This is a genomic window from Nocardia xishanensis NBRC 101358 (assembly GCF_001613365.1).
GTDB classification, from domain to species: domain Bacteria; phylum Actinomycetota; class Actinomycetes; order Mycobacteriales; family Mycobacteriaceae; genus Nocardia; species Nocardia xishanensis.
On sequence record NZ_BDCF01000021.1, the window covers coordinates 111,801 to 137,772 of the forward strand.

24 protein-coding genes are annotated in these 25,972 nt (G+C 68.0%); 13 read left to right on the forward strand and 11 right to left on the reverse strand.

Features of this window, described 5'->3' with window-relative positions; all coding sequences use genetic code 11:
• Positions 1-40: 40 nt before the first annotated feature.
• From NX1_RS18655 to NX1_RS18680, 6 genes are all read left to right on the forward strand, one after another.
• Positions 41-1,384: a cytochrome P450 gene (locus tag NX1_RS18655; RefSeq protein WP_068060740.1), complete on the forward strand. Its 1,344-nt coding sequence runs from the start codon at positions 41-43 to the stop codon at positions 1,382-1,384.
• A 369-nt stretch (positions 1,385-1,753) separates the two neighbouring features.
• Positions 1,754-2,656, forward strand: coding sequence for a L,D-transpeptidase (locus NX1_RS18660; RefSeq protein WP_084501543.1), 903 nt, complete (start codon positions 1,754-1,756; stop codon positions 2,654-2,656).
• Positions 2,657-2,856: 200 nt separating this feature from the next.
• Entirely contained in the window at positions 2,857-3,786 is a 930-nt protein-coding gene (locus NX1_RS18665; protein ID WP_157119838.1) for a carbohydrate ABC transporter permease, read from the forward strand.
• Between the two features lie 13 nt (positions 3,787-3,799).
• The gene (locus NX1_RS18670) at positions 3,800-4,666 is read left to right on the forward strand and encodes a carbohydrate ABC transporter permease (RefSeq protein ID WP_068060743.1); all 867 of its coding nucleotides are present in this window, start codon (positions 3,800-3,802) and stop codon (positions 4,664-4,666) included.
• Positions 4,667-4,697: 31 nt separating this feature from the next.
• Complete coding sequence (locus tag NX1_RS18675) at positions 4,698-6,026, forward strand: ABC transporter substrate-binding protein (protein WP_084501544.1); 1,329 nt, start codon at positions 4,698-4,700, stop codon at positions 6,024-6,026.
• A 30-nt stretch (positions 6,027-6,056) separates the two neighbouring features.
• Complete coding sequence (locus tag NX1_RS18680) at positions 6,057-7,139, forward strand: ABC transporter ATP-binding protein (protein WP_068060746.1); 1,083 nt, start codon at positions 6,057-6,059, stop codon at positions 7,137-7,139.
• A gap of 17 nt (positions 7,140-7,156) precedes the next feature.
• Here the strand turns inward: NX1_RS18680 and NX1_RS18685 are convergent, their stop codons facing one another.
• The 3 genes from NX1_RS18685 to NX1_RS18695 form a co-directional block, all read right to left on the reverse strand.
• Complete coding sequence (locus tag NX1_RS18685) at positions 7,157-9,175, reverse strand: M13 family metallopeptidase (RefSeq protein WP_157119839.1); 2,019 nt, start codon at positions 9,173-9,175, stop codon at positions 7,157-7,159.
• A 109-nt stretch (positions 9,176-9,284) separates the two neighbouring features.
• Positions 9,285-9,662: a DUF397 domain-containing protein gene (locus tag NX1_RS18690; RefSeq protein WP_068060749.1), complete on the reverse strand. Its 378-nt coding sequence runs from the start codon at positions 9,660-9,662 to the stop codon at positions 9,285-9,287.
• Positions 9,663-9,672: 10 nt separating this feature from the next.
• The gene (locus tag NX1_RS18695; RefSeq protein WP_068060752.1) at positions 9,673-10,524 is read right to left on the reverse strand and encodes a Scr1 family TA system antitoxin-like transcriptional regulator; all 852 of its coding nucleotides are present in this window, start codon (positions 10,522-10,524) and stop codon (positions 9,673-9,675) included.
• 128 nt (positions 10,525-10,652) lie between these two features.
• Here NX1_RS18695 and NX1_RS18700 point away from each other — a divergent pair, with 128 nt between their 5' ends.
• Positions 10,653-11,195 carry a hypothetical protein gene (locus tag NX1_RS18700; protein ID WP_068060755.1) on the forward strand — a complete coding sequence of 181 codons (543 nt, stop codon included), beginning with the start codon at positions 10,653-10,655 and terminating at the stop codon, positions 11,193-11,195.
• A gap of 7 nt (positions 11,196-11,202) precedes the next feature.
• Here the strand turns inward: NX1_RS18700 and NX1_RS18705 are convergent, their stop codons facing one another.
• Both NX1_RS18705 and NX1_RS18710 read right to left on the reverse strand, forming a co-directional pair.
• Positions 11,203-11,697, reverse strand: coding sequence for a DUF4190 domain-containing protein (locus NX1_RS18705; protein ID WP_068060760.1), 495 nt, complete (start codon positions 11,695-11,697; stop codon positions 11,203-11,205).
• A gap of 138 nt (positions 11,698-11,835) precedes the next feature.
• The gene (locus tag NX1_RS18710; protein ID WP_068060763.1) at positions 11,836-12,624 is read right to left on the reverse strand and encodes a pirin family protein; all 789 of its coding nucleotides are present in this window, start codon (positions 12,622-12,624) and stop codon (positions 11,836-11,838) included.
• A 251-nt stretch (positions 12,625-12,875) separates the two neighbouring features.
• Here NX1_RS18710 and NX1_RS18715 point away from each other — a divergent pair, with 251 nt between their 5' ends.
• Together NX1_RS18715 and NX1_RS18720 are read left to right on the forward strand one after the other, a co-directional pair.
• A complete protein-coding gene (locus NX1_RS18715) occupies positions 12,876-13,349 on the forward strand; it encodes an NUDIX domain-containing protein (RefSeq protein ID WP_245668567.1) in 474 nt (157 codons plus the stop codon).
• A 50-nt stretch (positions 13,350-13,399) separates the two neighbouring features.
• The gene (locus NX1_RS18720) at positions 13,400-14,749 is read left to right on the forward strand and encodes an MFS transporter (protein WP_084501545.1); all 1,350 of its coding nucleotides are present in this window, start codon (positions 13,400-13,402) and stop codon (positions 14,747-14,749) included.
• Between the two features lie 6 nt (positions 14,750-14,755).
• Here NX1_RS18720 and NX1_RS18725 read toward each other — a convergent pair whose 3' ends face one another.
• Entirely contained in the window at positions 14,756-15,400 is a 645-nt protein-coding gene (locus NX1_RS18725) for a hypothetical protein (RefSeq protein WP_068060769.1), read from the reverse strand.
• A 134-nt stretch (positions 15,401-15,534) separates the two neighbouring features.
• Between NX1_RS18725 and NX1_RS18730 the strand changes: the two genes are divergently transcribed.
• The gene (locus NX1_RS18730) at positions 15,535-17,241 is read left to right on the forward strand and encodes a glycoside hydrolase family 183 protein (RefSeq protein WP_068060773.1); all 1,707 of its coding nucleotides are present in this window, start codon (positions 15,535-15,537) and stop codon (positions 17,239-17,241) included.
• On the opposite strand, the gene NX1_RS18735 is transcribed toward NX1_RS18730, so the two are convergent.
• Genes NX1_RS18735 through NX1_RS18745 form a run of 3 tightly spaced genes read right to left on the reverse strand, consistent with a single transcriptional unit; the run spans position 17,242 to position 19,539 of the window.
• Positions 17,242-18,099: a 5-oxoprolinase subunit C family protein gene (locus tag NX1_RS18735; protein WP_068060775.1), complete on the reverse strand. Its 858-nt coding sequence runs from the start codon at positions 18,097-18,099 to the stop codon at positions 17,242-17,244.
• On the reverse strand, positions 18,096-18,773 hold the full coding sequence (locus NX1_RS18740; RefSeq protein ID WP_068060777.1) for a 5-oxoprolinase subunit B family protein: 678 nt from the start codon (positions 18,771-18,773) through the stop codon (positions 18,096-18,098). Before NX1_RS18740 ends, NX1_RS18735 begins: the two co-directional genes overlap by 4 nt.
• Before the next feature lie 13 nt (positions 18,774-18,786).
• Positions 18,787-19,539 (reverse strand): LamB/YcsF family protein, encoded by a 753-nt coding sequence (locus NX1_RS18745; protein ID WP_068060865.1) that lies wholly within the window; start codon positions 19,537-19,539, stop codon positions 18,787-18,789.
• A gap of 144 nt (positions 19,540-19,683) precedes the next feature.
• Here NX1_RS18745 and NX1_RS18750 point away from each other — a divergent pair, with 144 nt between their 5' ends.
• A complete protein-coding gene (locus NX1_RS18750; protein WP_068060778.1) occupies positions 19,684-20,499 on the forward strand; it encodes a hypothetical protein in 816 nt (271 codons plus the stop codon).
• A gap of 30 nt (positions 20,500-20,529) precedes the next feature.
• On the opposite strand, the gene NX1_RS18755 is transcribed toward NX1_RS18750, so the two are convergent.
• Entirely contained in the window at positions 20,530-21,987 is a 1,458-nt protein-coding gene (locus NX1_RS18755; RefSeq protein WP_068060781.1) for a CCA tRNA nucleotidyltransferase, read from the reverse strand.
• 341 nt (positions 21,988-22,328) lie between these two features.
• Between NX1_RS18755 and NX1_RS18760 the strand changes: the two genes are divergently transcribed.
• Positions 22,329-22,865, forward strand: a complete 537-nt coding sequence (locus NX1_RS18760) for an NUDIX hydrolase (RefSeq protein ID WP_084501546.1) — start codon at positions 22,329-22,331, stop codon at positions 22,863-22,865.
• Positions 22,862-25,444: a DUF6049 family protein gene (locus NX1_RS18765; RefSeq protein ID WP_084501547.1), complete on the forward strand. Its 2,583-nt coding sequence runs from the start codon at positions 22,862-22,864 to the stop codon at positions 25,442-25,444. Before NX1_RS18760 ends, NX1_RS18765 begins: the two co-directional genes overlap by 4 nt.
• Before the next feature lie 342 nt (positions 25,445-25,786).
• Here NX1_RS18765 and NX1_RS37425 read toward each other — a convergent pair.
• A partial coding sequence (locus tag NX1_RS37425) for a hypothetical protein (protein WP_218024145.1) occupies positions 25,787-25,972 on the reverse strand: 186 nt, incomplete at its 5' end.

Sequence of the window (25,972 nt, forward strand, 5' to 3'; positions counted from 1 at the left end):
CCGGTCGAACCGCCACCGCGGGTGACTCGTAGGTAAGGGCATGCCGATCGAGACCGCCGCGCCCGCCCCGCCGCGGCTGTTCCCGTTGCACGCGCTCGCCGCCGGGCTGGACTTCGAACGGTATTTCCGCTGGCGGCGGGCGCGCGCGGGGGACCCGTTCTACGTCCGCTTCCCCGGCTTCGGCGCGGTGCTGTTCACCGGGACACCGGACGGCGCGCGAGAACTGTTCCGCGCGCAGGCGAATCTGCTCGAACCACCGCGGCCGAATCCCATCGAGCCGCTGGTGGGACCGGCCTCGCTCATCCTGACCTCGGGCGCGAGGCACCGGCGCGATCGAACCCTGCTCGCGCCCGCCTTCCACGGCGCGCGGATTCGCGCCTACGGCGAGCTGATCGAGGCCGCGACGCTCGACGAGATCGACGGCGGCGCCACGTCGTGGCGACCGGGGACGCGGATCGATTCGCGCGCCGTGGCGCGCTCGATCACGCTGCGGGTGATCATGGAGGCGGTCTTCGGGGTGCGCGCCGGCGAGCGACGAATCGCGTACACCGCCGCGATCACCGAGTTCCTCACCGCCTTCTCCGGCCCGCTGCTGCTGGCGCCCGCGCTGCGTCGCGGCGCCTTCGGTCGCGCGCCGTGGGATCGGTTCGTCGTGGCGCGCGAACACCTGGACCGGCTGATCCAGGCCGATCTCGCCGAGCGCAAAGGCACCGCGCGCCAAGACGACTCCGACATCCTCGGCCTGCTGCTGAGCACCCGCTACGACGACGGAACCGCCCCCACCGACGCCGAACTCGGCGATCAGCTGCGCACGCTGCTCGTCGCCGGGCACGAGACCACCGCGACCAGCCTGGTCTGGGCGCTCTACCACTTGCACCGCGCACCCGAGGCACTGCGCAGGCTGCGCGCCGAACTGGGCGCGGCGGGTGATTCGCCCACCGATCTCGCAGGGTTGCCCTATCTCGATGCCGTCTGCCAGGAGACATTGCGCTTGCATCCGCCGGTGCCGATCGTGCTGCGCCGGGTGACCGAGCCCGTCACGCTGCGTGGTGTGCGCGTGCCGGCGGGTGACACGATGGGCCTCGCGCTGCCCCTGCTGCACTCCGATCCGGACACCTGGGTCGACGCCGCACGGTTCCGGCCCGAACGATTCCTCGACCGCCGCTACGGTCCTTTCGAGCTCGCACCCTACGGTGGTGGACATCGGCGCTGTGTCGGCGCGAGCCTCGCCGACTACGAACTGCGCATCGTGCTGGCCACGTTGCTCCGCCGCGTCCGGCTCGCGCTGCCGTCGCGCTACGCGCGCGGACGGGCCCCGCTGTCGGTGCCGCACAACATCGCGACCGGGCCGCATCGCTCGATTCCCTTCGACGTCGTCGAGTGATTTACGTCACCAATACGTTTTAGCTTGCGCAAAACCGGATGGACCGCAGGTTGCCGCTCCGACGCCCCGGTTTCACACCTGACCGGGTCGTTTATCGAAAGGCGCTGACTGTCAACGGCTTATGTGTTCCAGGCCACATTCGACCGTTCAGACGAATAATCGGATATCAGCAGTGGCTTCCTGTGGTGTCGAACCGGTATCAATGAATGGGGTCGGGCCGTCATGCCCGTGGGGCGCTTCGCAGGCCCTCGGCAATACCCGTGGCAGCTCCGATGGACTCGCGACTTGGATCGCGAACGCACGAGCACCAAACCGATGAGACACCTCGCTCGCGTACGCGCGCGCGAGGGCTGGAATGGACGAATACCTATGCAAGCCGCTTCGAACAAAAGGTCGCTGTCGAGTTTCCGTGAGGAAAACCGGCTAGCCCGCCGCATTCGGCGGGGCGTCCTCTTGTCCGCGGCGATCGCGGCGGCCGGTGCCATGATCGTCGCTCCCGCTCAGGCCGAGCCGAGCCTTCCCGGATTCGGTGCGGGATCGGCGGCCGCGGCTACCGATCCCGCTCCGCAGGCCAACTTCGCACCCCCGAACATCAACATCGCCGACGGCGAGACGGTCGGCGTCGCGCAGCCGATCATCATCACCTTCCAGGAGCCGGTGACCGACCGGGACACCGCCGAGAACGCGATCAAGGTCACCTCATCGAAGGACGCGCCGGGCCACTTCTACTGGTTCAGCGACCGGCAGGTGCGCTGGCGGCCGAACGACTTCTGGCCGGACAACACCGACGTGACCGTGGTGGCGGGCGGCACGACCAGCTCGTTCCGCATCGGCGACGCGCTGATCACCACCGCCGACGACGTCACGAAGACCATCACCGTCACCCGCAACGGCGAGGTGGTGAAGGAAATGCCGACCTCGATGGGCAAGCCCAAGCACGAGACCCCGAACGGCATCTACATCGTCGGCGAGCGCAACCGCAAGATGATCATGGATTCCTCGACCTACGGCGTGCCGGTCGACGCGCCCGAGGGCTACAAGCTCGAGGTCGAGTACGCCACCCGCATCTCCAACAGCGGCATCTTCGTGCACGCCGCCCCGTGGTCGGTGGGTCAGCAGGGCGTGTCGAACGTCAGCCACGGCTGCCTGAACGTGAGCACCGAGGACGCCCGCTGGTTCTTCGAGAACGCGCAGAAGGGCGATCCGGTCATCGTGCAGAACACCGATGGCGGAACACTGAACTCCCGCGACGGCCTGGGCGACTGGAACTGATTCCCGGGTAATAGCAGCCAGAAAACGCCGACCGCGCATTACCGCGCGGTCGGCGTTTTCGTTATCCGCGCGCGTTTTCCCCGCCGAATAGCTGCTCACGAATCGCGGTTCGACGCCGTCACGCGAACTGGTCGAATGTTCAGCATGCCGCCGGGCGGCGTTCACCGAACATTTGCTGCGCGCGTCGTAAAGTCTCCGCCGTGCGCACACGGCCGGAGCGAGTGCTACCGCAACCCCGCGGCACGGGGTTTCGTGGCAAGCCGTGGCAGGACTACGGGCTGTTCCTCGTGCTCGTCGCGCCGAACCTGGCGCTGCTGACGCTGTTCGTCTACCGGCCGCTGGTCGACAACATCCGGCTCTCCTTCACCGACTGGAACATCTCCGATCCGGTGGCCCACTACATCGGCTTCGAGAACTACCGGGAGTGGTGGAGCCGCGCCGATTCCTGGGAAGTCGTCACCAACACGGTGGTTTTCACGCTGACCGCGGTAGTGGGCAGCATGGCGCTCGGGTTGGCGCTCGCGCTACTGCTCGATCGGAAGCTGTTCGGCCGCAACGTGGTCCGCTCGGCGGTCTTCGCGCCGTTCGTCATCTCGGGCGCCGCCATCGGGGTGGCTTTCCAGTTCGTCTTCGATCCCAGTTTCGGGCTGGTCCAGGATCTGCTGCATCGCATCGGCGTCGACGAGGTGCCGGATTTCTACCAGGACCCGAACTGGGCGCTGTTCATGGTGACGGTCACCTACATCTGGAAGAACCTCGGCTACGCCTTCGTCATCTACCTGGCCGCCTTGCAGGGCGTGCGAGCCGATCTGATGGAAGCCGCGGAGATCGACGGCGCGAGCCGGTGGACCATGTTCACCGAAGTGCTGCTCCCGCAACTGCGCCCGACCACGTTCTTCCTGTCCATCACGGTGCTGCTGAACTCGCTGCAGGTCTTCGACATCATCAACGTGATGACGCGCGGCGGGCCGCTCGGCACCGGCACGACGACCATGGTCTACCAGGTCTACCAGGAATCGTTCCGCAATTTCCGGGCCGGATACGGCGCGACCGTCGCCACCATCATGTTCCTGGTGCTGCTGGTCGTCACGCTGATCCAGGTGCGCGTGATGGATCGGGGCGAGCAATGAAACCCGATGAGCGATGAAATACCCAGGTCCGCAGACACTTTCGTACCGCAGACGACAGCGGGCGGTGACCTTGCTCGGCTACGTGGCCATGCTGTGCGTGCTCGCCGTCGTCGGCGTCCCGCTGTTCTGGATCGTCATCACCTCGTTCAAGGCGCGCCCCGACATCTACACCCAACCCGCCGTGTACTGGCCGCACAGCTGGCATCCGGAGAACTACGCCGAGGCCACCACAGCACTGCCGTTCTGGACCTTCTTACGCAATTCGCTGCTCGTCACCGGGATCATCGCCGCGGTGAAGTTCGTGCTCGGCGTGCTGAGCGCCTACGGCCTGGTGTTCCTTCGCTTCCCGGGCAAGACGGTGATCTTCCTGCTGATCATCGCGGCGCTCATGGTGCCGAACCAGATCACGGTCATCTCCAATTACGCACTCGTCGCACAGTTGGGATGGCGCAACACCTTTCAGGGCATCATCGTGCCGCTCTGCGGTGTCGCGTTCGGAACCTTCCTGATGCGCAACCACTTTCTCTCGCTGCCCTCGGAAATCATCGAGGCGGCCCGCATGGACGGCGCCAATTGGTGGCGGCTGCTCACCCGGGTGGTGCTGCCGATGTCGGGGCCGACGATGGTCGCGTTCGCGGTGGTCACGCTGGTCAACGAGTGGAACGAATACCTGTGGCCGTTCCTGATGGCCGACGACACGCACGTCGCGACGCTGCCGGTCGGCCTGACGCTGTTGCAGAACACCGAGAACCCGAGCGTCACCAATTGGGGGCCGGTGATGGCGGGGACGGTGCTCACCATGCTGCCGATCCTCGTCGTGTTCCTGCTGCTGCAACGCCACATGATCAAGGGCCTCACCTCCGGTGCGGTCAAGGGTTGACGGGTAGATCCGTCGGAAAGTGAGGAATCACGTGACCGCAGCACAGTTCCCCGGGCTGTCCCGGCGCGGATTCATCGGACTCGCGGGCGCGGCCGCCGCGGGAGTGGCACTGACCGCATGCGCGGGCACCGGCGGCGGGGGTGACCAGGGCGGAGACGCGAACACCATCACCTTCTGGTCGAATCATCCGGGCACATCGAAGGAATTCGAGCTGGAGCTGATCGATCGGTTCCACGCCAAGCACCCTGACCTGCGGGTCGACCTGGTCGACGCGGGCAAGAACTACGAGGAGGTGTCGCAGAAGTTCAACGCGGCACTTTCCGGCGGCGCGCTGCCGGATGTGGTTGTGCTCTCGGATGTCTGGTGGTTCAACTACGCGCTGAACGGCACCATCGAACCCCTCGACAAGCACTTCGGCGACGCCGGAGTGCGACTGGACGACTACGTCGATTCGCTGGCGGCCGACTACCTGTTCGACGGCAAGCACTACGCGCTGCCCTACGCCAGATCGACGCCGCTTTTCTATTACAACAAGGACGTCTGGGCCAAGGCCGGACTGCCGGATCGCGGTCCGGAGAGCTGGCCGGAGTTCGACGAGTGGGGTCCGCGGATCCAATCCATCGTCGGCGAGGGCAAACTCGCGCACGGCTGGGGCGATGCGAAGAACTACCTCGCCTGGACCTTCCAGGGCCCGAACTGGACCTTCGGCGGCGCGTACTCCGACGGCTGGACCCTGAAGTTCACCGAGCCTGGCACCATCGCGGCGGGCAACTTCCTGCGCGAGATGATCCACACGAAGAGATACGCGGGCATCAAGCCGCAGATCGCGGTCGATTTCGGCGCCGGCGTGATCGCCTCGACCATCGCCTCCACCGGTGATCTGCGCGGGATAAAGAAGAACGCCGAGGGCAAACTGAGTTTCGGCACCGCCTTCCTGCCGCATCCCAACGGACCCGGCGTCACCACCGGCGGCGCCGGACTCGCCATCCCGGCGCGAATCTCGGACGAGCGAAAAGTCAACGCGCTCAGGTTCATCGAGTTCATCACCAATGCCGAGAGCACCGCATATTTCTCGCAGAACACCGGATACATGCCGGTACGGAAATCGGCCGTGAACGACCCGAGCGAGCAGCGCTTCCTAGCCGAGAATTTGAACGCGAAGGTCGCGATCGAGCAACTGCCGCTGACCAAGTCGCAGGATTACGCGCGCGTGTTCGTGCCGGGTGGCGATCAGATCATCGGAACAGGATTGGAGCAAATCGGACTTCAGAATGCCGATCCGGCAACTGCTTTCGCGAACGTCGAGCAGCAGTTGCAGACGATCGTCGACCGCCAGATCACGCCCAAGCTACCCAAGTAAGTTCCCGCGACGACACGAGGAGACGACAGCATGGCGACGGTGCATTTCGACCGGGTGACCCACCGGTATTCCGGTGCGCCTTCGCCCGCTGTCGACGACTTGGAGCTCGAGATCGACGACGGGGAGTTCCTGGTCCTCGTCGGGCCGTCGGGCTGCGGCAAGTCCACCAGTCTGCGGATGCTGGCGGGACTGGAAGCGGTGGAGAGCGGGCGCATTCTGATCGGCGGCCGCGACGTCACCGGCCTGCCGCCGCGGGCGCGCGACGTGGCCATGGTGTTCCAGAGCTACGCGCTCTACCCGAACATGACCGTCGCGCAGAACATGGGATTCGCGCTGCGCAACGCCGGGGTGGACAAGGCCGAGGCCGCCGTCCGGGTCAAGGAGGCCGCCAGACTGCTGGAGCTGGACGATCTGCTGGACCGCAAGCCCGCCAAGCTCTCCGGCGGACAACGCCAGCGCGTCGCCATGGGGCGGGCCATCGTGCGCAGGCCGCAGGTCTTCTGCATGGACGAGCCGCTGTCCAACCTGGATGCCAAACTGCGGGTGAGCACCCGATCCCAGATCGCCACCTTGCAGAAGCGTCTCGGCACCACCACCGTCTACGTCACCCACGACCAGGTGGAGGCCATGACCATGGGCGACCGGGTCGCCGTGCTTCGCGAGGGCAGGCTGCAGCAGATCGCCGCCCCGCGCGCGCTCTACGACGACCCGGTCAACACCTTCGTCGCGGGCTTCATCGGCTCGCCCGGCATGAACCTGCTCGAAGCGCCCGTGCGCGACGGCGCCGCGGTGCTCGACAATCTCCGGATCCCGTTGCCGCGCAGCGTGCAGGCCGGCGGGCGCGTCATCGTCGGCGTCCGACCCGAATCCTGGGAAGTCACCGCCGACCCCGCGACCGGCCTCACCGTCACCGCGGAAATCCTCGAAGAACTCGGCGCCGAATCCTTCGTCTACAGCCACGGCACCTCCGAGGACTGGCGCAGCCGTACCGGCACGGTGGTGGCCCGCGTCGACCGTCGCTTCCGGATCGCCCTCGGCGATCCGCTCCACCTACGTCCCAAGCCCGACGAGCTCTTCTTCTTCGACCCCGAAACCGAATCCCGCCTCCGCTGAACCGGTTTCGCCGAGGATCACCAGATCTTCACGCGTTCCGCGGGTTCCAGGTAGAGGGCGTCGCCGGGGCGGACGTCGAAGGCTTCGTGGAAGCTGTCGATGTTGCGGACGACGGCATTGCAGCGGAATTCGGGCGGGGAGTGGGGGTCGACGGCCAGGCGGCGGATGGCCTCTTCGGAACGAGCCTTGGTGCGCCAGACCTGGGCCCAACCGTAGAAGACGCGCTGCAAACCGGTGAGACCGTCGATGACAGGGGGCTCGGCGCCGTTCAGCGAGATCTTGTACGCCTCCAAGGCGATGGAGAGACCGCCGAGATCGCCGATGTTCTCGCCGATGGTGAATTCGCCGTTGACGGTGTGCTCGTCGGGCAGGTCCTTGGGGGAGAGCACGCTGTACTGATCGATCAACGCCTTGGTGCGCTTGGCGAATTCGGCGCGATCGGCGTCGGTCCACCAGTCGATCATGTTGCCGTCGCCGTCGTACTTGGCGCCCTGATCGTCGAAGCCGTGACCGATCTCGTGACCGATCACCGCGCCGATGCCGCCGTAGTTGGCCGCGTCGTCGGCGTTCATGTCGAAGAACGGCGGCCGCAGAATCGCCGCGGGGAAGACGATCTCGTTCATGCCCGGGTTGTAGTAGGCGTTCACCGTCTGCGGGGTCATGAACCATTCGTCGCGATCGACCGGCCCGCCCAGCTTCTTCAGATCGCGGTCGTGCTCGGCCGCGTAACCGCTGCGGTAGTTGCCGACCAAGTCGGCGGGATCGATCACCACGGCGGAGTAATCGCGCCAGCGCTCCGGATAGCCGATCTTCGGGGTGAACTTCTCCAGTTTGGCCAGCGCCGCCTTCCTGGTGTCCTGCCCCATCCACTCCAGCTCGGAGATGTTGCGGCGGTACGCCTCCTGGAGGTTGGCGACCAGCTCGACCATCCGCGCCTTCGCCTCGGGCGGAAAGTGCTCGGCCACATACAGTTTGCCGACCGACTCGCCGAGCAGCTCCTGCACCAGGGAGACGCCGCGCTTCCAGCGCTCACGGTTCTCCTGCGCGCCGGTCAGGGTGCGGCCGTAGAAGTCGAAGTTCTCCTCGACCACCTCGTCGGTGAGATACGGTGCGCGCGAACGCAAGACGCGCCACGCGGCCCACGCCTGCCAGTCGGCCGGGTCCTGCTCGGCCCAGGTCTGCGCGAAGGTGCGCAGGTAGGAGGGCTGACGCACCACCACTTCGGCGAACAGCTCGCCGGCCTGCTTGCCCGTACCCTCGGCGAGGGCCGAAGTCCATGCGGCCCAGTCGAACTCGGGGTTCTCGGCGACGAGCGCATCGAAAGAGGTGAGGTTGTAGCTCAGTTCGGCGTCGCGGCGGCGGACCACGTCCCAGTGGCCCGCGGCCAGCTTGCGCTCCAGCTCGAACACCCGCTGCCCGACCGTGTCCAGATCGTCCGGCAGCAACGCGGCGATGCGCGGGTCGGCCGCGGCCAGCGCGAACATGCGGCCGATGTGCGCGATGTACTTCGCGCGGATCTCGGCGAATTCGTCCTGGCGGTAATAGGACTCGTCGGGCAGGCCGATGCCGGACTGGCCCGCGTGCACCAGGTAGCGGCTGGAGTCCTTGTCGTCGGTGTCGACGTAGACGCCGACCGCCCCGCCGACGCCGGTGCGCTGTAGCCGCCCGAGCAGCGCGGCAAAGGCGCCGCGGTCGGCGACCTCGTGCACGGCGGCGAGTTCGGCGGAGATCGGCGCGAGACCGGCGGCGGCGACGGTCTCGGTGTCCATGAAGCTGGAGTACAGATCACCGATCTTGCGCGCGTCGCTACCCGGCTCGGCCTTTTGGGCCGCGGCGTTCTGGATGATGGCCTTGACGTCCAGCTCGGCCTGGTCGTACAGCGCACGGAAAGCTCCGTCGACCGCGCGGTCGGCCGGGATCTGATAGTCGTCCAGCCATTTGCCGTTGACATGCACGAACAGGTCGTCCTGCACCCGGACGGAGGCGTCGAGATGGGACAGGTCGAGGCCGGAGACGCTGATCGGTTCGGAAGTCACGATCTCCAGTATGCCGATCCGGCGCGAGCGCGCGAGGCGGTAACCGCCGTGGACGCGGCCGTTCACGCAGAGTGAACCCCCGGCCGCGCCTGCGACCGGGGGTGGGTGATCATGCGGGCAGGATGATGCGGTCGAACTCGCCGTCGTGCGCGCCGGCGAGGAAGGCTTCCCACTCTTCGGGGGTGTAGATGAGGGTGAGGTCGCCGTGGCGGAGCGTGGTGGTGCCGTCCGCGGCGGTGTGAACGAGCAGGTCGGTGTGTGTCCGTCCACTGTTGAGCAAGGTCAGGAACGACGTCCATGCGCTCGCGGTGACGGTGATGATGGGCTCTTCGGCGGGGCGGTTGGCCGGGTTGCGGCGGTATTTGCTGTCACGGATGAGCACCGCATCACCGTCGAACCGGACCTCGACGCATTGGTTGCCGTTGTTGGATCGGCTCGACGTGAACCAGCCGGTGGAGCCCGGCTGGGGGCTAGCGGTGGTGGCCATGGGCAGGATTTTACCCGAGCGCGTGCCGCCTGATCAGGGCCAATGATTCGTCACGGGTCAGCGATTGCTCCAGTGCGCGCAGGTACGCGAAGCCCAGATCGCGCACCAGATCGGGGTCGTCGACCGCTCCGCCGAACACCGCGCTCTCGGCCCAGCCGAAGGTGGGCAGCTGCACGCCCGCGAAGTCGATCAGGTGGAAGCTGCACCCGCCGAGGGTCGCGCCCGCGGTCGCGGAAAACGGGATGACGCGCACCTCGACGCTGTCCAGCTCGTCGATCAGCTTGGCCAAATGTTCGAGCTGGCCATGCAGCACGGCAGGTCCGCCGGTCTGCTGCAACAGCGCGGCCTCGCCGATGACGGCGGTGAGCTCGACGCGGTCCGAGCCGCGCAACCGTTCCTGGCGGCGCATGCGAATCGATACCAGCTGGTCCACCTGCACGGGACGGATCATCACGTCGGCGCAGATGAGCGCGCGGGCATACGCCTCGGTCTGCAGCAAGCCCGGCACGATCAGGCTGTCGTAGCTGCGGATGCTCTGCGCGCCGTGCTCCATGCCGTACAGCCGCTGTAGTTCGGGGCCGATCAGCGCGGTGGACTTGGCCCACCAGCCGCGCTGTTTGCTGGCGTCCAGCAGGGCGAGCAGTTCGGTGCGCTCCTCGGCGGTCACCTCGAGCAGTTCGAGCACGGGACCGATGGTGTTGCCGGTGAGTACCCGCCTGCCCTTCTCCACGTGCGACCAGTTCGCCGGGGTGAAGCCGATCCGCTTGGCGAAGGTCGCCGAATCGAAGCCACGCTGCTCACGCAAGTCGCGAAGACGCAGCACCAGCTCCCAACGCGCGACAGTGGGCGAGACGGGTGCCATAGCACGGGATGCTACGCCTGGCAACACGCCAGCGTGTGACTATTGTCAACCCAATTGCGCAGGGCTAGGGTCGACACCAGCGGCCGATTCACCCGTCACGTTCACTCAGCATCGAGGCGAGGTACGTCATGAGCACGTTCCGCATTGAATCAGGCAGTCACGGCCCGCTCGGAGCACCGGACGCCTCGCCGTCGCACGCGGCCGCCCAGGAGTACACAACCGCCCAGGACGCCTTCGCCCGCTGCCGTCACTACCGCAAGGACAACGGGCTGTACGCCGTCGTCGACCCGGCGCTGGGCCGCATCATGCTGGAGGTCGGCGCCGTCGGCGCGGTCGTCATGCCCGCCTCCCTCGGCACGAAGGTGCGCGCACTGCTCACCATCGGAGGACGGCGCGGCGGCCCGATCATCGCGCATCCGCGTTCAGGGCGCTGGACGTTCCTGACCGGCCCGACCGACAACTCCTACCTGGACATGGTGCTCTTCTCCGACCTGTTCCGCGTCTGCGCCTCGGTCGCCTTGCCCGGCAGCCGAATCGTGCTGCCATCGCCCGCCGACGAACACAGCGGCTACCGCACCTGGGTCGCGCGACCGGACATGGACTACCGGCCGGAGCTGCCGGAGGTGATCGCCGCCACCAGGTCGGCGGCGATCCCGGTCAAGAACGAATGAGTTTCGCTTACGGCGTCGGCCGCGGCGTCAACGTGACGCTGAAGCGATCCTCGATGTTCTGATTCCACTTCCGCTCGCACTCCTCGATCTTGGACTGATCGTTGCCGGCCTTGTCCAGGCAGTCGATCAGGTCCTTGCCGCCCGAGTCGACGAAGAAGCTCCAGCCGACGATAGCGATCAGGATCGAGCCGATCAGGGCGAGCACGCTCAAGATCGCACCGGTGATGGCCATTCCGGTCCCGCCCGCGGTGCCCCGCCTTGCCTTGGCGAAGGCGATGATGCCGAAGATCAGGCCGAACAGGCCGAACACGATGCCGCCGAGGAGGGTCCAGAAGCTGAGCAGCGCCAGGATGCCGAGAACCAGCGCGGTGATGGCGAGGCCCTTGCCCTTCGGCGATTCCTGCCAGTAACCGCCCTGTCCTGGCGGGGGATACCCGCCGGGCGGCGGATACTGTCCTGGCGGCGGCGGAGGGTACTGGCCGGGCGGGGGATATTGCGACATGGACTTCCTCTCAGTCGGTGCCGCTGTGGAACTCGCTGCGGGGTCTCGCGGATCCTGCGGGAGCGCTGTGCGGCGGTCGCCTACTGATCGCACTCCCCACGTTCGGATGTTAATCGGACAAATCGAACGAGGGACCGCTCATTGCCCGCCGAGTCGCGCGTGCATCTCCCAGACCAGAACCTCCGCCGGGCCGTGCGCGGTGATGCGCTGGCCGCCGCTGCGGGTCAGGCGCACCGCGTCACCCTCGTACAACGGTCCGACGCCTTCCATCTCCACCTCGCCGCGGGCGACGAAAACATGCAGGTACGGCGCGTCCGGCAGGTCGATCACCTGCGGCGCCGCACCAGCCTCGGCACCGAGCATGCGGGCAACGTGCAGCGCGGAATGGCTGCTGTTGATGGCGATGGCGGTGCGATCGCGGTAGCGCGGCAGGCCGGAGGCCACCGTGACCAAGCCGCCGCCCGCCAGCTCGTCGTCGATCTCCAGCTGCTGGTAGCCAGGGGTCAGGCCAGGCTCGTCGGGCACGACCCACATCTGCACGAAATGCACCGGCTCCTGGTGCTCGGCGCTGTCGTCCAGCCGCCATGAGTCGTTCTTCTCCGAATGCAGGATGCCGATGCCCGCGCTCATCCGCTGGGCGAGGCCGGGGTAGATGACGCCGCTGTGTCCGAGCGAGTCCTGATGCACCAGGCTGCCGGCTAGGACCCAGGTGACGATCTCCATGTCCCGGTGCGGATGGGTGTCGAAACCCTGCCCGGGCAGCACGATGTCCTCGTTGTTCACCAACAGCAGGCCGTGATGGGTGTTCTCCGGGTCGTAGTGCTCACCGAAGGAGAACGAATGCTTCGAATCCAGCCAGGACACCCGCGTTTTCATGCGGTCGCCGCCACGGTGGACATCGATGTGAGGCGTAGTGAGTGTGGACATCGGGGTCCTCCTCTCTCCGACCGTGCACCGATCACCTTTCAGGGTAGGAGCACTCGAGGTCGCCGTACTCCTGATTCCTAGTAAATTGTCCTGCACTCGGCATTTTACGCGAGCGACCAGCGGGTGAACGGCAGGCGACCAGTACCGACCGGTGCGCCGAAGCGGGAACAGGACACGTAGGGTAACCGGCGACGGAGCCCTCTCCCGACGGCACCGGGTTCGTAACACGATGCGCCCCAACGGAACCGGAGGTGAGAGCCGAAATGCGACGGGAGGCGCTCGATCGCATCGAGCGGCAGCTCCGCTCCGAGGCGCGCCGCGACGGCATCAGCGACTTCGTGGTCGGGGTCGCCGTGTTCCGCGACCGGAAGCTCCTCGTGGTCCGGCGGGTGCCCGACGACTACCACGGCGGCATGTACGAACTGCCCGGCGGCGGCGTGGAATCGGGGGAGACCTTCGCCGAGTGCGTGGCGCGCGAGTTGTTCGAGGAGACCGGGCTGCGGGTGCGCAGCATCACCGAGTTCCTCGGCGGCATCGACTACGCCACCCGCACCAAGCCGAGGGTGCGCAAATTCAGCTTCCTCGTCGAGGTGGAGCCCGGCGAGGTGGCGCTGGCTCCCGGCGAACACGACGCCTTCGCCTGGATCGACGCGGGCGCGCTCGACGAGCTGCCGATGGCGCCCGATATGCGGGCGGCCGTCAGTTCCCTGGTCAGCTGGGGCTGATCGAGGGCGTACCTCGGGCCGCGCGCACCCGAGAGGGCACAATCAAGGCGGTGTCGATCGGTCGCCAAGAAGACAGCCCGCCCGCCGACGCGCCGCGCGTGCCGTTGCGCACGGCGTTGCGCGAGAGTCCCGGCGTGGTGCGCTTGGCGATCGTGCGTTTCGCCGGACAGTTCGGCGACGGGATGTTCCAAGCCGCGCTATCCGGCGCGATCCTGTTCAACCCCGAGCGCGAGACCGATCCACTCGCCGTCGCCGCGGGCTTCGCCGTCCTGCTGTTGCCGTATTCGGTGATCGGGCCCTACGCGGGCGCATTGCTCGACCGCTGGGATCGGCGCGCGGTGCTGCTGGTCGCGAATGCGCTGCGTGCCGTGTTGATCGCCGTGGCGAGCGTGGGCCTGGTCACGGGCATCGCGGAGCCGCCGCTGCTGCTGCTCGCGCTGGCCGTGATCGGCATCAGCCGGTTCGTGATGGCGGGCGTCTCCGCGGCGTTGCCGAAGGTGCTCGCCCAGCAGTGGCTGGTGCCGATGAATTCGGTGCTCGCCACGGTGGCCTCCGGCTGCGCGGCCGGGGGCGCCGCCATCGCGGTGGCCGTCATCGGGGTGATCGGGGCGGGCGATTTCGCGTCCGCCGTCGCCGTCGCGATCAGCGCGACCGGTTCGGTGCTCGGTGCGCTGCTCGCGGCGGGCTTCCGGCCCGGCGTACTCGGGCCGGAAGACGGCAGCGTGGTGAGGGAGGGGACCGTGCACGCGATCATGACCGGACTGCGCACCGGCGCGAGTGCGGTCTGGCAGTCCGTGTCGGTGACTACGGCGATGATCGGCATCGGCACGCACCGCGTGGTGTTCGGAGCGAACACGCTGATCATGGTGCTGGTGCTGCGGCATGTTCCCAGCGGTTCCGGGCTGAGCAGCGGCCTGATCGGATTCGGGGTGGCGATCGCGGCGACGGCCGCGGGCATGCTGGTCGCCGCCGTCGTCGCACCGCTGGTGATCCCGCGGCTCGGCCGATCGCGCACGGTGGTCACCGGTCTGGTGGCGGCGATGATCGTGCAGCTGACCCTGGTGACGCCCATCGCCGTTGCGGAGGCCGGTGCGGCGGCCGAGCGCGCGCATCATCTGCTGCTTGCGGGCGCCTTCCTGTTCGGGCTCGCCGGGCAGACGATCAAACTGACCGGCGACGCCACCATGCAGATAGATATCGATGACGCCCGGCGCGGGCAGGTATTCGCCCTGCAAGACACCGTCTTCAACATCGCGTTCGTCTCGGCCATCGCCCTCGCCGCCGTGCTGATCCCCGACGACGGGCGCTCGCTGCCGGTGGTCGTGGCCGGCGCGGTCGGATACGGACTGGGAATTCTCGCGATCGCGCTGAACAGCAGGCGGCGGGCGGCCGCGCGTTAGAACGGATCAGTAGCGGGAGTGCGAATTCCCCGACATGTCGGGTGCCGGTGCGAGCGGTTCGGTCTCCGTTGGCAGCGGCGGTGTGCCGCCTGGGCGGGCAGGGCGGTCGGACCGGATCGGATGCTCCGATTCCAGCGGGGCCGAATGGTGCGGCGGCTCGGGATGATTCGGAGCGGGTGGCAGCCCTCGCGGCGACATCGGATGTTCCCACGGGGGAATCTCATGCCCAGTGCCCGCCTGCGCGGCCGTCTCCGGGTGGATCGGATAGTCGGCGAGTGCTTCGGTGACGGCGGGGGCCGCACCGTACTGCGGGGTGGCGAGCGGATCTGGGCCGGTGCGCACGATCCAGTCGAGCGGTTCGCTGGACGCGTCGGCGGCCGAGCCGGTGATCTGGTGATCCCAGGTGCCGAGGCCGGTGGGATCGGTATAGAAGTGGTCGAGCACGCCGTCGTCGTCGAGATCCAGCGCGGCGACGTCGGCGGCGCCGGTGCCGTGCGAATCCCACATCGCGTCGTCGGCCAGGCCGTCGCCGTCGAAATCCAGCTGGATGGCGTCGGCGGTGCCGGTGCGGGCCAAGTCGAGATCGGCCGATGACGACCAGACGTGGACGGCGCCATCGCCCGCCCCGAAGCCGTACTCGATGTCGTTCATATCTGCTTGGACGCGACCGGCCCGAATCCGGTTCCATCGCGATCGGGATCGGCTCAGCACGGTGTCCGGCCTGCGGACGTCGGTTCCGGTAAGTTGATCTAGCTGCGACCGATTCGACAAGGGAGTCAACAGGTATGGGAGCGCCGCCGCGGAAGCTGGAGACCCCAGCGCTCTTCGGCGTGTTGCTCGCCGCAGTGCTGACGGTCCCCGCGCCCGCGCAGGCCGCTCCGCATCCGTGGGCGCCGCCACCGGTGAATCTGTGCGGCGAGACCGGCTTCGATCCGCTTGCTCGCGAGCCCGATCCGAGCCTGCCGCAGCCACCGCCGATCACCCTTCCGCCGCAGATCGACATTCCGGTGCCCATTCCGGAGATCACCCCGGTGCCCGTACCTGACCCGCCGCCGGACACCACCCGCATCGTTCCCGAGCGGCTGCCCGAGGACCCATGCCGCAATCCGTGTCCCGACATCCGCGACACGCCGAAACCGGCGACGGAGGCCTCGGACCCCGAGACGCCCGAGACGCCCGAACCCGGCGGAACCGGATCGAGCTCGGGCAGCGGCAGTGGTTCCGGCACGGGCAGTTCGGGATCCGGCAGTCCTGGACCAGGCAGTTCGGATTCTGGCAGTTCGGGATCCGGCAGCTCGGGCTCTGGCTCGGGCAGTTCGGATTCCGGCAGCGGCTCGGGATCGGGCAACGGCGGAATCCAGGTGCCGCGCATCGAGTTCCGCCCGGAGATCGAGCCGATCCCCGTTCCGGTGCCGGGCGGTCCCGGCGAGGAGCCCCAGGTCCCGCCGCCGCCGGCCGTGCACCCGATCGAACCGGGGCCGGTGGCCGAGAGCGTCGGCGAGCCGTTGGTCGGCGAGGTCGAATTGGTCGGCCAGGTCACCGGGCACGGCTCGGTCAACCGCACCGACATGCGCTGGCAGGTCGACGGCACCGACCTCGGCCTGATGTGGGAGACCAAGCCGGGCGAGGTCGCCGTCGTCTTCGGCGACACCTTCGGCGAGGGCTGGGCGCCCGGCGGCGCCGGCGGCCCGGACTGGCGCAGCAACGTGCTGGCCTACAGCACCGATCGCGACCTTTCCGACGGCCTGACCATCGACACCATGGTGCAGGACAGCCGATGCCACGCGGCCGAGATCCTGAGCAGCCGCAAGATCAAGAACTGGGAGACCACCGTGATCCCGACCTCCGGGTTCGCGATCGGGAAGCGCCAGTACCTGAGCTACATGTCGGTGAACAGGTGGAGCCGCATCCCCGGCATGTGGCGAACCAATTACGGCGGCATCGCCTGGTCCGACGACAACGGCAGCACCTGGACCAAGGATCAGTACGCCAGGTGGGACAACCTCTTCGGCGTCGGCCAGTTCCAGGTCGCCGCGATGGTCCCGCAGCGCGACTACGTCTACATGTTCGGCACGCCCAACGGCCGGGTCGGCATGGTCGGGTTGGCCAGGGTGCCGAAGAAGCAGGTGCTGAACAAGACGGCCTACCAGTACTGGGTGCACGGCAGCTGGGCGCCGATCATCGAAAACCACGCGACGCCACTGTTTCTCGGCATCGCGAGCGAGGTGTCGGTGCGCTACGACGCGGCCGCGGGCAAATGGCAGATGGTGTACCTCGATTCGGCGCAGGGTGCGATCGTGCTGCGGGAAGCCGCTGCGCCGCAGGGCATCTGGACCAACACCGTGCCGTTGGCCTACACCTCGGACTATCCCAAGGCCTACGGCGGCTTCATCCACCCGTGGTCATCCGGACGGGACCTGTACTTCACCATCTCGGCCTGGGACACCTACAACGTGTATCTGATGCGCGCCGACGTGCGCGCCCCGAAATGATCAGCTGACCCGCACGAAGCGCAGGCGTTGACCCGGCCTGGCCTGTGCCACCGCGTCGACGTCGGCGTCGAGTACCACCGCGATGACCGGATAGCCGCCGGTGATCGGGTGATCGGCGAGGAAGATCACCGGCTGGCCGCTCGGCGGCACCTGGACCGAGCCGAACGCCATACCCTCGGTGCGCAATTCGCCGGGGATTCGCCGACGCAACGGGGGTCCGCTGACCCGGTCGATGCGAGCGCCCACACGGTCGGTGTCGGTGGACACCGCCCACTCGCCCACGAAAAGCATCGCGGCGTCGTCGAACCAGTCGTCGCGCGGGCCGAGCAGCGCCCGCACTGTCACGACATCGCCCGAGGGGCCCGCGACCGGCGCGACGTCGATGAGCGGCAGCCCGCGCGGAACAGGGCCGATCGGCAAGCGAACGCCGGCACGCAACGGTTCCGGCCCGATGCCCGACAGTGTGTCGTGGCTGCGCGAGCCGAGGACCGGCGTGACGTCGATACCGCCGCGCACTGCGACGTAGCTGCGCAGTCCGGTCGGCGCGAAACCGAGACGAAGGGACTGTCCCTCATCGATTTCCAGCACGCTGGCATGTCCGACCTGGACACCGTCCAGCACCGCTTGGACGGGCGCGCCGGTGACGGCGACCGTGTGATGTCGTTCGGCGCGCAACACCAATCCGCCGAGCAGCACTTCGATCGCCGCCGCGTCCTCCGGATTCCCGACCAGACGATTCGCCAGGCGGAACGACGCGCGATCGGCCGCGCCCGCCGGGCCGACACCGGAATCGAACCAGCCCGGACGGCCGAGATCCTGGATGGTGGCCAGCGGGCCGACCCACTCGATCAGAATCATCCGGCCACCTCGAAACGGACCCAGCCGCCCGCGCGGACCAACGCGGGCGGATCCCGGTCGACATCCCACATCGGCAGTTCGGTGCGACCGATCAACTGCCAACCGCCCGGCGTGCTGCGCGGATACACCGCCGAGTAGCCGCCCGCGAGCGCGACGGCGCCCGCGGGTATCGACGTGCGAGCCGCGTCCCTGCGGGGCACGGTCAGGCGCCCGTCGGGGGATTCGAGGTAGCCGAAACCCGGCGCGAATCCGACGAACGCACAGCGCCACGCCGTGCCGGTATGCGCAGCGATCACCTCGTCCTCGGTCAAGCCCAGCAGCTCGGCGACGTCGGCGAGATCCGCTCCGTCATAGCGCACCGGAATGACGATGGGTTGCGGAGAGTCGTTGTGCGGCAAAGTTTCACGGGAAACATTTCGCGAATCAGCCGCGCGCTGCGCGTCTTCCAGCAAAGTGCAGATCTCGCGGCGCACCGATTCGGCCTCGGCGACGGAAACCAGCGTTATCAGCACGGTTTCCGCCGCGGGCAAAACATCTTGCACGCCCGCTGGCGCGCTGATGCGCAGCGCCTCGCTCAACGCGGCGGCAAGACCGGGATCGTGCGGCGTCACCAGCAGCGCCCGATCCCCCGCCGCACGAATGTGCGACTGCCAGGGCGATCTTCGATCCCTCATGGCGACCTCCGGTTCACGCGAACGGCTCGACCGGGACACCCGACTCCGCGAGAGCGGCGCGAATCCGCCGCGCCATCTCCACCGCGGCAGGGCTGTCGCCGTGCACGCACAGACTGGCCGCGACGACCACTACTTCGCCACCCTCGATCGTGCGCGCAGTGCGCGACGCCGCGATCGACATCGCCTGCGCCACCGCGTCGTCGGCGTGCAATACCGCGCCGGGCAGTCCGCGCGGAGCGAGTGAGCCGGCCGGGGTGTAAGCGCGGTCGGCGAAGCCCTCGCCGACGAACCGGATCTTCGCCTCGGCGGCAGCCATTTCGAGCTCTGAACCGGCCGGGCCGAGCAGCGCGAGTTCGTCGTCGTACTCGGCCACCGCCGTGATCAGCGCCTCGGCCAGCTCCCGGTCCGCCGAGGTGCCGTGATAGAGCGCGCCGTGCGGCTTCACATAGCGGACCCGGTCGCCCGCGGCCCTTGCGAAGGCGTCCAGCGCCCCGATCTGATACAGCACCTCGTCGCGCAGCTCGGCGGGCGCGACCGCGATCGCGCGCCTGCCGAACCCGACCAGATCCCGGTACCCGACATGCGCGCCGATCCGCACCCCCTTGCGCACCGCTGTCGCGCAGGTGGCGCGCATGATCGACGGATCACCGGCGTGGGAGCCGCAGGCAATGTTGGCGCTGGTCACGATTTCGAGCATCGCCTCATCGTCGCCCATCGTCCACGGGCCGAAGCCCTCGCCGAGATCGCTGTTGAGATCCAGCGTCATCGATGTCCTCTCGCCGTTCATCCCGCCGATGACATTGTCGTCCTCGCGCGCTGCGCAGGCCAAGAAGCGGCGGGCCGAGCACCGATGGTCACCTTTTCGCACGGATGGTCGCACCGCGCGCAGGCAAGTACCCTCGGAGCAATCATGGCCACGTATTTCGATCCGAAGTCATGGTCACCGCTGTGGGCCGTCGACTTCGGCAAGCGCCTGTTCGACCAGTCCTGGCTGGAGCAATGGATCGCGACGACCACCTCGTGGGTGGATCCGGTCGTCGACCTCGGCTCCGGCACGGTCACGGCGCTGATGCCGGATGTGCTTATGACGGTGCTGAGCGAAGGCATCCTCAGCAGGTTCGGCGGTCAAGAGGTCAACGCCACCCTGCTCGGCCACGAGGTGAACGCGACGCTGCAGGTGCTGAAGGTGCGCAGGCGCGGAGCGCACTTCCAGACCAAGACGGTGCTGTCGCGGCTGAGCTGGGACGAACATTCGATCGAAGCGGTCACGGTGATCGCGCACGGCGTCCGGCTGATCCCTGGCGTCCCGACGAAGGTGCGGGCGTCTCAACTGGATCTGGAAGGCACCGTCACCACGGCGGCCCTGGTCGGCTGGCTGAACACCCTGCCGCTGGACTGGCGGCTCAGCGTGCACGAGAGCGGCCTGATCCTGGCCAGGCACCGAAGACACGGACTGACCGCGCTGGTCGACGCAGCGGTCGAGAACAACCTGTTCACCATCGAGATCCACCGGGCCAACTGGTTCGGCGTCCGGATACCGCGGCGCGTGATCACCGCGCCCGCGCTGCTGCTGGAGAACCTGCCGCGCCACGCCCGCATCTCACACGCCGCCCGCGAGGGTGACCTGGTTCGATTCCGCGCGGACCTGCCGGAGACGACCGGTTCGTTCGACCTGGCGCAGATGCGCAACGCCATCGTCGCGGGCACCACGCTCATCGTCTTCTGACGCTTGTCCTCAATGGCTGCGAAAGCCCTTTCAGCTCTGCGACTTCCACCATTCCAACAGCGCGGCCTCGGCTTCCTCGCGGGTCAGCGGGCCGCGGTCGAGGCGCAGCTCCTTGAGGAAACGCCACGCCTTGCCGACCTCGGGGCCGGGCGGCAGGCCGAGCAGCTCCATGATGGCGTTGCCGTCCAGATCCGGGCGGACCTTGGCCAGATCCTCCTGCTGCTGGATCCGCTCGATGCGCGTCTCCAGCTCGTCGTAGGTGGCCTGCAGGGCAGCGGCGCGACGCTTGTTACGGGTGGTGCAGTCCGCGCGAACCAGCTTGTGCAGCCGGGGCAGCAGCTCGTCGGCGTCGGTGACGTAGCGGCGCACCGCGGAATCGGTCCACTGCCCTTTGCCGTAGCCGTGGAAACGCAGGTGCAGGAAGACCAGCCTGGCCACTTCCTCGGTGAACTGCTTCGGATACTTCAGCGCGCGCATCCGCTTGCGCACCATCTTGGCGCCGACCACCTCGTGATGGTGGAAGCTGACTCCGCCGCCCGGCTCGTTGCGCTTGGTGTCGGGCTTGCCGATGTCGTGCAGCAGCGCCGCCCAGCGCAGCACCAGGTCCGGGTCACCGTCCTCCAGGTCGATTGCCTGCTGAAGCACGGTGAGCGAGTGCCAGTACACGTCCTTGTGCTGGTGGTGCTCGTCGATCTCCAGCTTCATGGCGGGCACCTCGGGCAGCACCTGCTGGGCCAGACCGCTCTCACACATGATGTTGATGCCGTCGATCGGATGCGCGCCTGCGATGAGCTTGTCGAGTTCGGTGCGCACTCGCTCGGCGGTGATGCGATCGATCTCGCCCGCCATCGCCTCGATGGCCGTGCGTACCCGTGGCGCCAGTTCGAAGCCGAGCTGGGAGACGAAGCGGGCGGCGCGCAGCATGCGCAGCGGATCGTCGTGGAACGAATCCTCCGGCGTCGCAGGCGTATCCAGCACGCCGGCCAGCAGCGCGTCCATGCCGCGGAGCGGATCGACGAACTCGAGCGAACCGTCCGCGGCGATCTTCACGGCCATCGCGTTGACGGTGAAGTCGCGGCGCACCAGGTCGCCTTCGAGTGTGTCGCCGAAGGTGATCTCCGGATTGCGCGAGACCCGGTCGTAGGAGTCGCTGCGGAAGGTGGTGATCTCCAGCTGCTGATCGGCCTTGGCCGCGCTGACCGTGCCGAACGCCAGGCCGCCGGTATCCCACAGGTGGTCGGCCCACCCGCGCATCAGTTCCTGCACTTGTTCGGGCCGCGCGCTGGTGGTGAAGTCGAGATCCGTGCCGAGCCGCCCGAGCACGGCGTCGCGCACACTGCCGCCGACCAGATACAGCTCGTGTCCGCGCGCAGCGAACATTTCGCCGAGTGGCGTGAGCACGTCGGCGAGCCCGCCGAGGGTGACCGCCGCCGCAGCCAGCAACCTGGTACGCCGCTCCTCGGAAGGCAACGGAGCTGGATCGGTCACTTGGGCATCCTCGGACTTGGGCGAAACCACGAAGCAGCAGCTTACCGAGCCGGGAGAGTGAAATATCCGGCACGCACCCGAACGCCGGCATCGAGCGAATGGTGAGATCCATCGCACCTGACAAACCGATGGTCACAACCACTCCGGAAATGAACTCACGATTCCCACATTCCCGACCACCCAGGGGCGAGCCCGACGAGCCCGTTCGCGGCCGTCTCGCTGCCCAGCGGCCGAGACGTATGCGACGAAGTCGCGAGTCTTGGTCGCTGGGCAGCGAGACATAAGGGGCCGCGAACACGCCGCGCGCCAGCGCGGCAAATCCGGCACAGTAGGATTGCTTGGTGTCTCCGGCCGATCGCGCGAACAGTCGACGCCGCCAGCCTCGGCGCCGCGGTTCGGCGGCCAATGCGGCGAAACCGCGCATGCGTACGGTCAGGGAGACTTCGGCGGGGGGATTGGTCGTGGACGGTCTTGACGGACCGAGCGATAAACGCAGCGCTGCCTTGATCGGTCGCACCGATCGACGTGGCAGGTTGCTGTGGTCGTTGCCGAAGGGTCATATCGAGGAAGGCGAGACGGCGGAGCAAACCGCGATCCGTGAGGTGGCCGAGGAGACCGGCATTCACGGCGTGGTGGTGGCCGAGTTGGGCAGTATCGATTACTGGTTCGTCACCGAGGGCCGCCGGGTACACAAGACCGTGCATCATTATCTTTTGCGTTCCGTCGGCGGCGAGTTGTCCGACGCCGACGTGGAGGTCACCCAGGTGGCGTGGGTTCCGTTGACGGAACTGGATTCTCGTCTGGCCTACGCCGACGAGCGCAGACTGGCCGAGGTGGCGAACCGGTTGATCGACCGGATGGAGACCGGCAAGCGATGACCCAGACTTTTCGGCATCGCGCAGCGATTCCGTGGGGGGTGGTGGCCGGGCGACGGGTGGGCCTGTTCCGGATCATCGTGGCGGTCCTGACCCTGGTCGGTTCGATGACGGCCGTGCCGGTGCTGCTCGCCGCCCCGTCCGGTGCGCAGCCGAACGGGTCGAACAATTCCACGACGCCCAAATTCCTGAAACTGTCGCTGGATTCGGTGACGCCGTCGGCGGTGACCACGACCAGTGATTCGCTGATCACGGTGTCGGGCACGGTGACCAACATCGGCGATCGCGTCGTCGACGACGTCAGCGTCCGTATCCAACGGGCGGCCGCGGTGTCGGCGCCGAGCGGGTTGCGCTCGGCGTTGCGGCTCGACCAGGTCAACTACGAGCTCACCGGTCCGTTCGAGGACGTGGCCGAACGGCTCAGTCCAGGGCAGCGCAAGCAGTTCACGTTGAGCATCCCGCTGCGGTCGGGCGACGACGCGTCGTTGCAGATCACCGAGCCCGGCGTGTATCCGCTGCTGTTGAACGTCAACGGCGAGCCCGCGTACGGCAGCCAGGCTCGGCTCGACGACGCCCGGTTCCTGTTGCCGGTGCTCGGCCTGCCCGCCGCGGGGCCGGACGCCCCGCAGCCGGTGCCCGCGCCGACCGATGCCCCGGTGGCGACCACGCTGCTGTGGCCGCTGGCCGACCGGCCGCGGATGGTGGCGGGCGCGCCCGGTTCGGTGAACGGAAAGGTCGAGCTGATCGACGACGAGCTGGCGGCCTCGCTCGGCAAAGGCGGTCGGCTGGAGCAGCTGCTCGGTGCGCTGGAGTCGGCGCTCGGTTCAGGAGCGAGCAGGGACCGCGGACTGAGCTCGGCGGTGTGCGTCGCCGTCGACCCGGATCTGCTGCTCACCGTGCAGGCGATGACCAGGGGTTACCGCGTGCTCGCCAGCCCGTCGGATCCGGACGGCGCGACCCGCGACGGCACCGGCTCCGAGCACGCGCAGACCTGGCTCGACCGGTTGCGCGCGCTCGCCTCGTCGATGTGCACGGTGGCGTTGCCGTTCGCCCAGGTGGACGTGACCGCGCTGGCGGCGGTGAACGATGCCGAGCTCTCGGCGCGCGCGTTGCACGCGCCCGCTGAGATCGTCGATTCGATCCTGGCGACCCGCTCGCTGCGCGGTGTCAGCCTGCCTGATTCCGGCAGCATCGACACCAGCGGCGGAAAGTTGTTGCGCAGCCACGGTTTCGGAACCGCTGTACTGGCAGGCACGGCCGCGGCGCCGGTCGGCGAAGCGGGCTCGGCGGATTTCAGCAACGGTCGGTCCACGAGCGCCGAGCCGGATGTTTCCGAGTCCGCCGCGCCCGAAATGGTCCGGCTGCCCGACGTCACCGCGCATCCGGCGCCGGAGCAGTCACCCCAGGCCACCGAACCGGGCGCACCGCCCGGCGCGCAGCCCGACCCGGCACTGCACGCGGCGACCTTCGACATCTGGTCCGCGACGGCGCTCGCCGCGGTGGGTTCGAATCCGCCGACGCCGTCGTTCACGCCGGACCAGGTGCGTTACGAAGTCACCAACGACTCGCGCGCCGCCCGCCTCCAGGACGCGCTCGGCGCGATCTCGTGGAGCGCGCTGCACCCAGAACCGGGCAAGCCGCGCTCGCTGCTGCTGGTGCCGCCGCAGCAATGGGGCGCCAACCGGGACGAGGCCGGCGCCCTGCTCGGGCAGCTGGAGCTGCTGATCAGGAACAACCTCGCGACGCCGCGCTCGTTCCCTGATCTGCTCGCGCAACCGCCGGACGCGCAACCGCACGAGCTCGACTATCTCCCGCAGGCGGCGCAGGACGCGGTGCCCGCGCGGTTCGTGTCGCCGACTCGCGACCAGGGCCACCGGATCACCGAACTGATGCGGGCACTGGTGGACGCGCCGGAGATCGAGCCGACGCCGCGCCAGTTCCTCACGCCACTGCGCGACGACCTGCTTCGGGTTCTCTCCCTGTCCGATCGCCGCACCGGCAACGCCACCCAGCCGGACACCTTCGCGCAGCGACGGCTGGATCAGACGACGCGCACGATGGACAACCTGTACCGGTCGGTGACGGTGCTTCCGCCGGGCGGCGTGTACACGCTGGCTTCCGAGCAGAGCCCGCTGCTGCTTGTCGCGCGCAACGATCTGCCCGTCGCCATCCGCATCAGGTTCCGTATCGAGGCGCCCGCCGAGACGAACATCACCGACATCGGCGAACAGCAGCTTCCGCCGAAGGGCACGCGGTCGTTCCAGATTCCGACCGAGGTCAGCGACAGCCGCAACCTGGTGATTCCGATTTCCCTCACCTCTCCCGACGGCGTCGCGCTCGGCAACGCCACCTCGGTCTCGGTGCGTTCGAACGCCTACGGCCAGGCCTTGGCCATAATTACGGGATGCGCCGGACTTCTGCTGTTCCTGTTGGCCGGGCGCCGGCTCTGGCGGCGCTTCCGTGGCGAGCCCGATCCCGCCGACGAGGGTTTCGACCCCGGCATCAGGCGTCGGGTCAATAGGTACCGGCGTGCGCGCAAGCGAGTACTACGCGAACAGGAACACGGACACGATGAGGGATGATCGATCGGATGCCCTCACCGTGCGGGACAATCGGAACATCGTCGTGCCCGCTCCGGCGCGGGCGCGTCGACGAGCACGGCGGGGAAGGCTCGATGGGCGAAACGCCGATCGGGCATGCCGGATGCGCAGGTCCGGTACGACACAGGAGGCATGATGAGCGACGATGATTTATCCGCTCATCGGTCTCGACCTGATGAACGACCTGACGGGCCGCCCGCTCGCCGGGCACCCGCCGCGCCTTGGGAGCGGGTCCGGCCGCAGAGCGAACCGCAGGAGGATCCCGGCATGACGCACCGGGACCCCTACGGCGAGTATCCGAGAATTCCTCGGGTCAGCCGCCCCTCAGGGCCGCCGCAAGGCGGGCGGATGGCGCCGCCGTCGGGGCCGATGCCCGTTCAGCGCGGACCGTTGCCCGGACAATCCGGCCCGATGCCCGCCCAGCGTGGACCCGTCGGCCGCCCGCCCGTGCCGCCGCAGCAGCCCGGTGCCGCGCCGCATCCGGGTCAGCGTCAGTACCCGCCGCAGCCC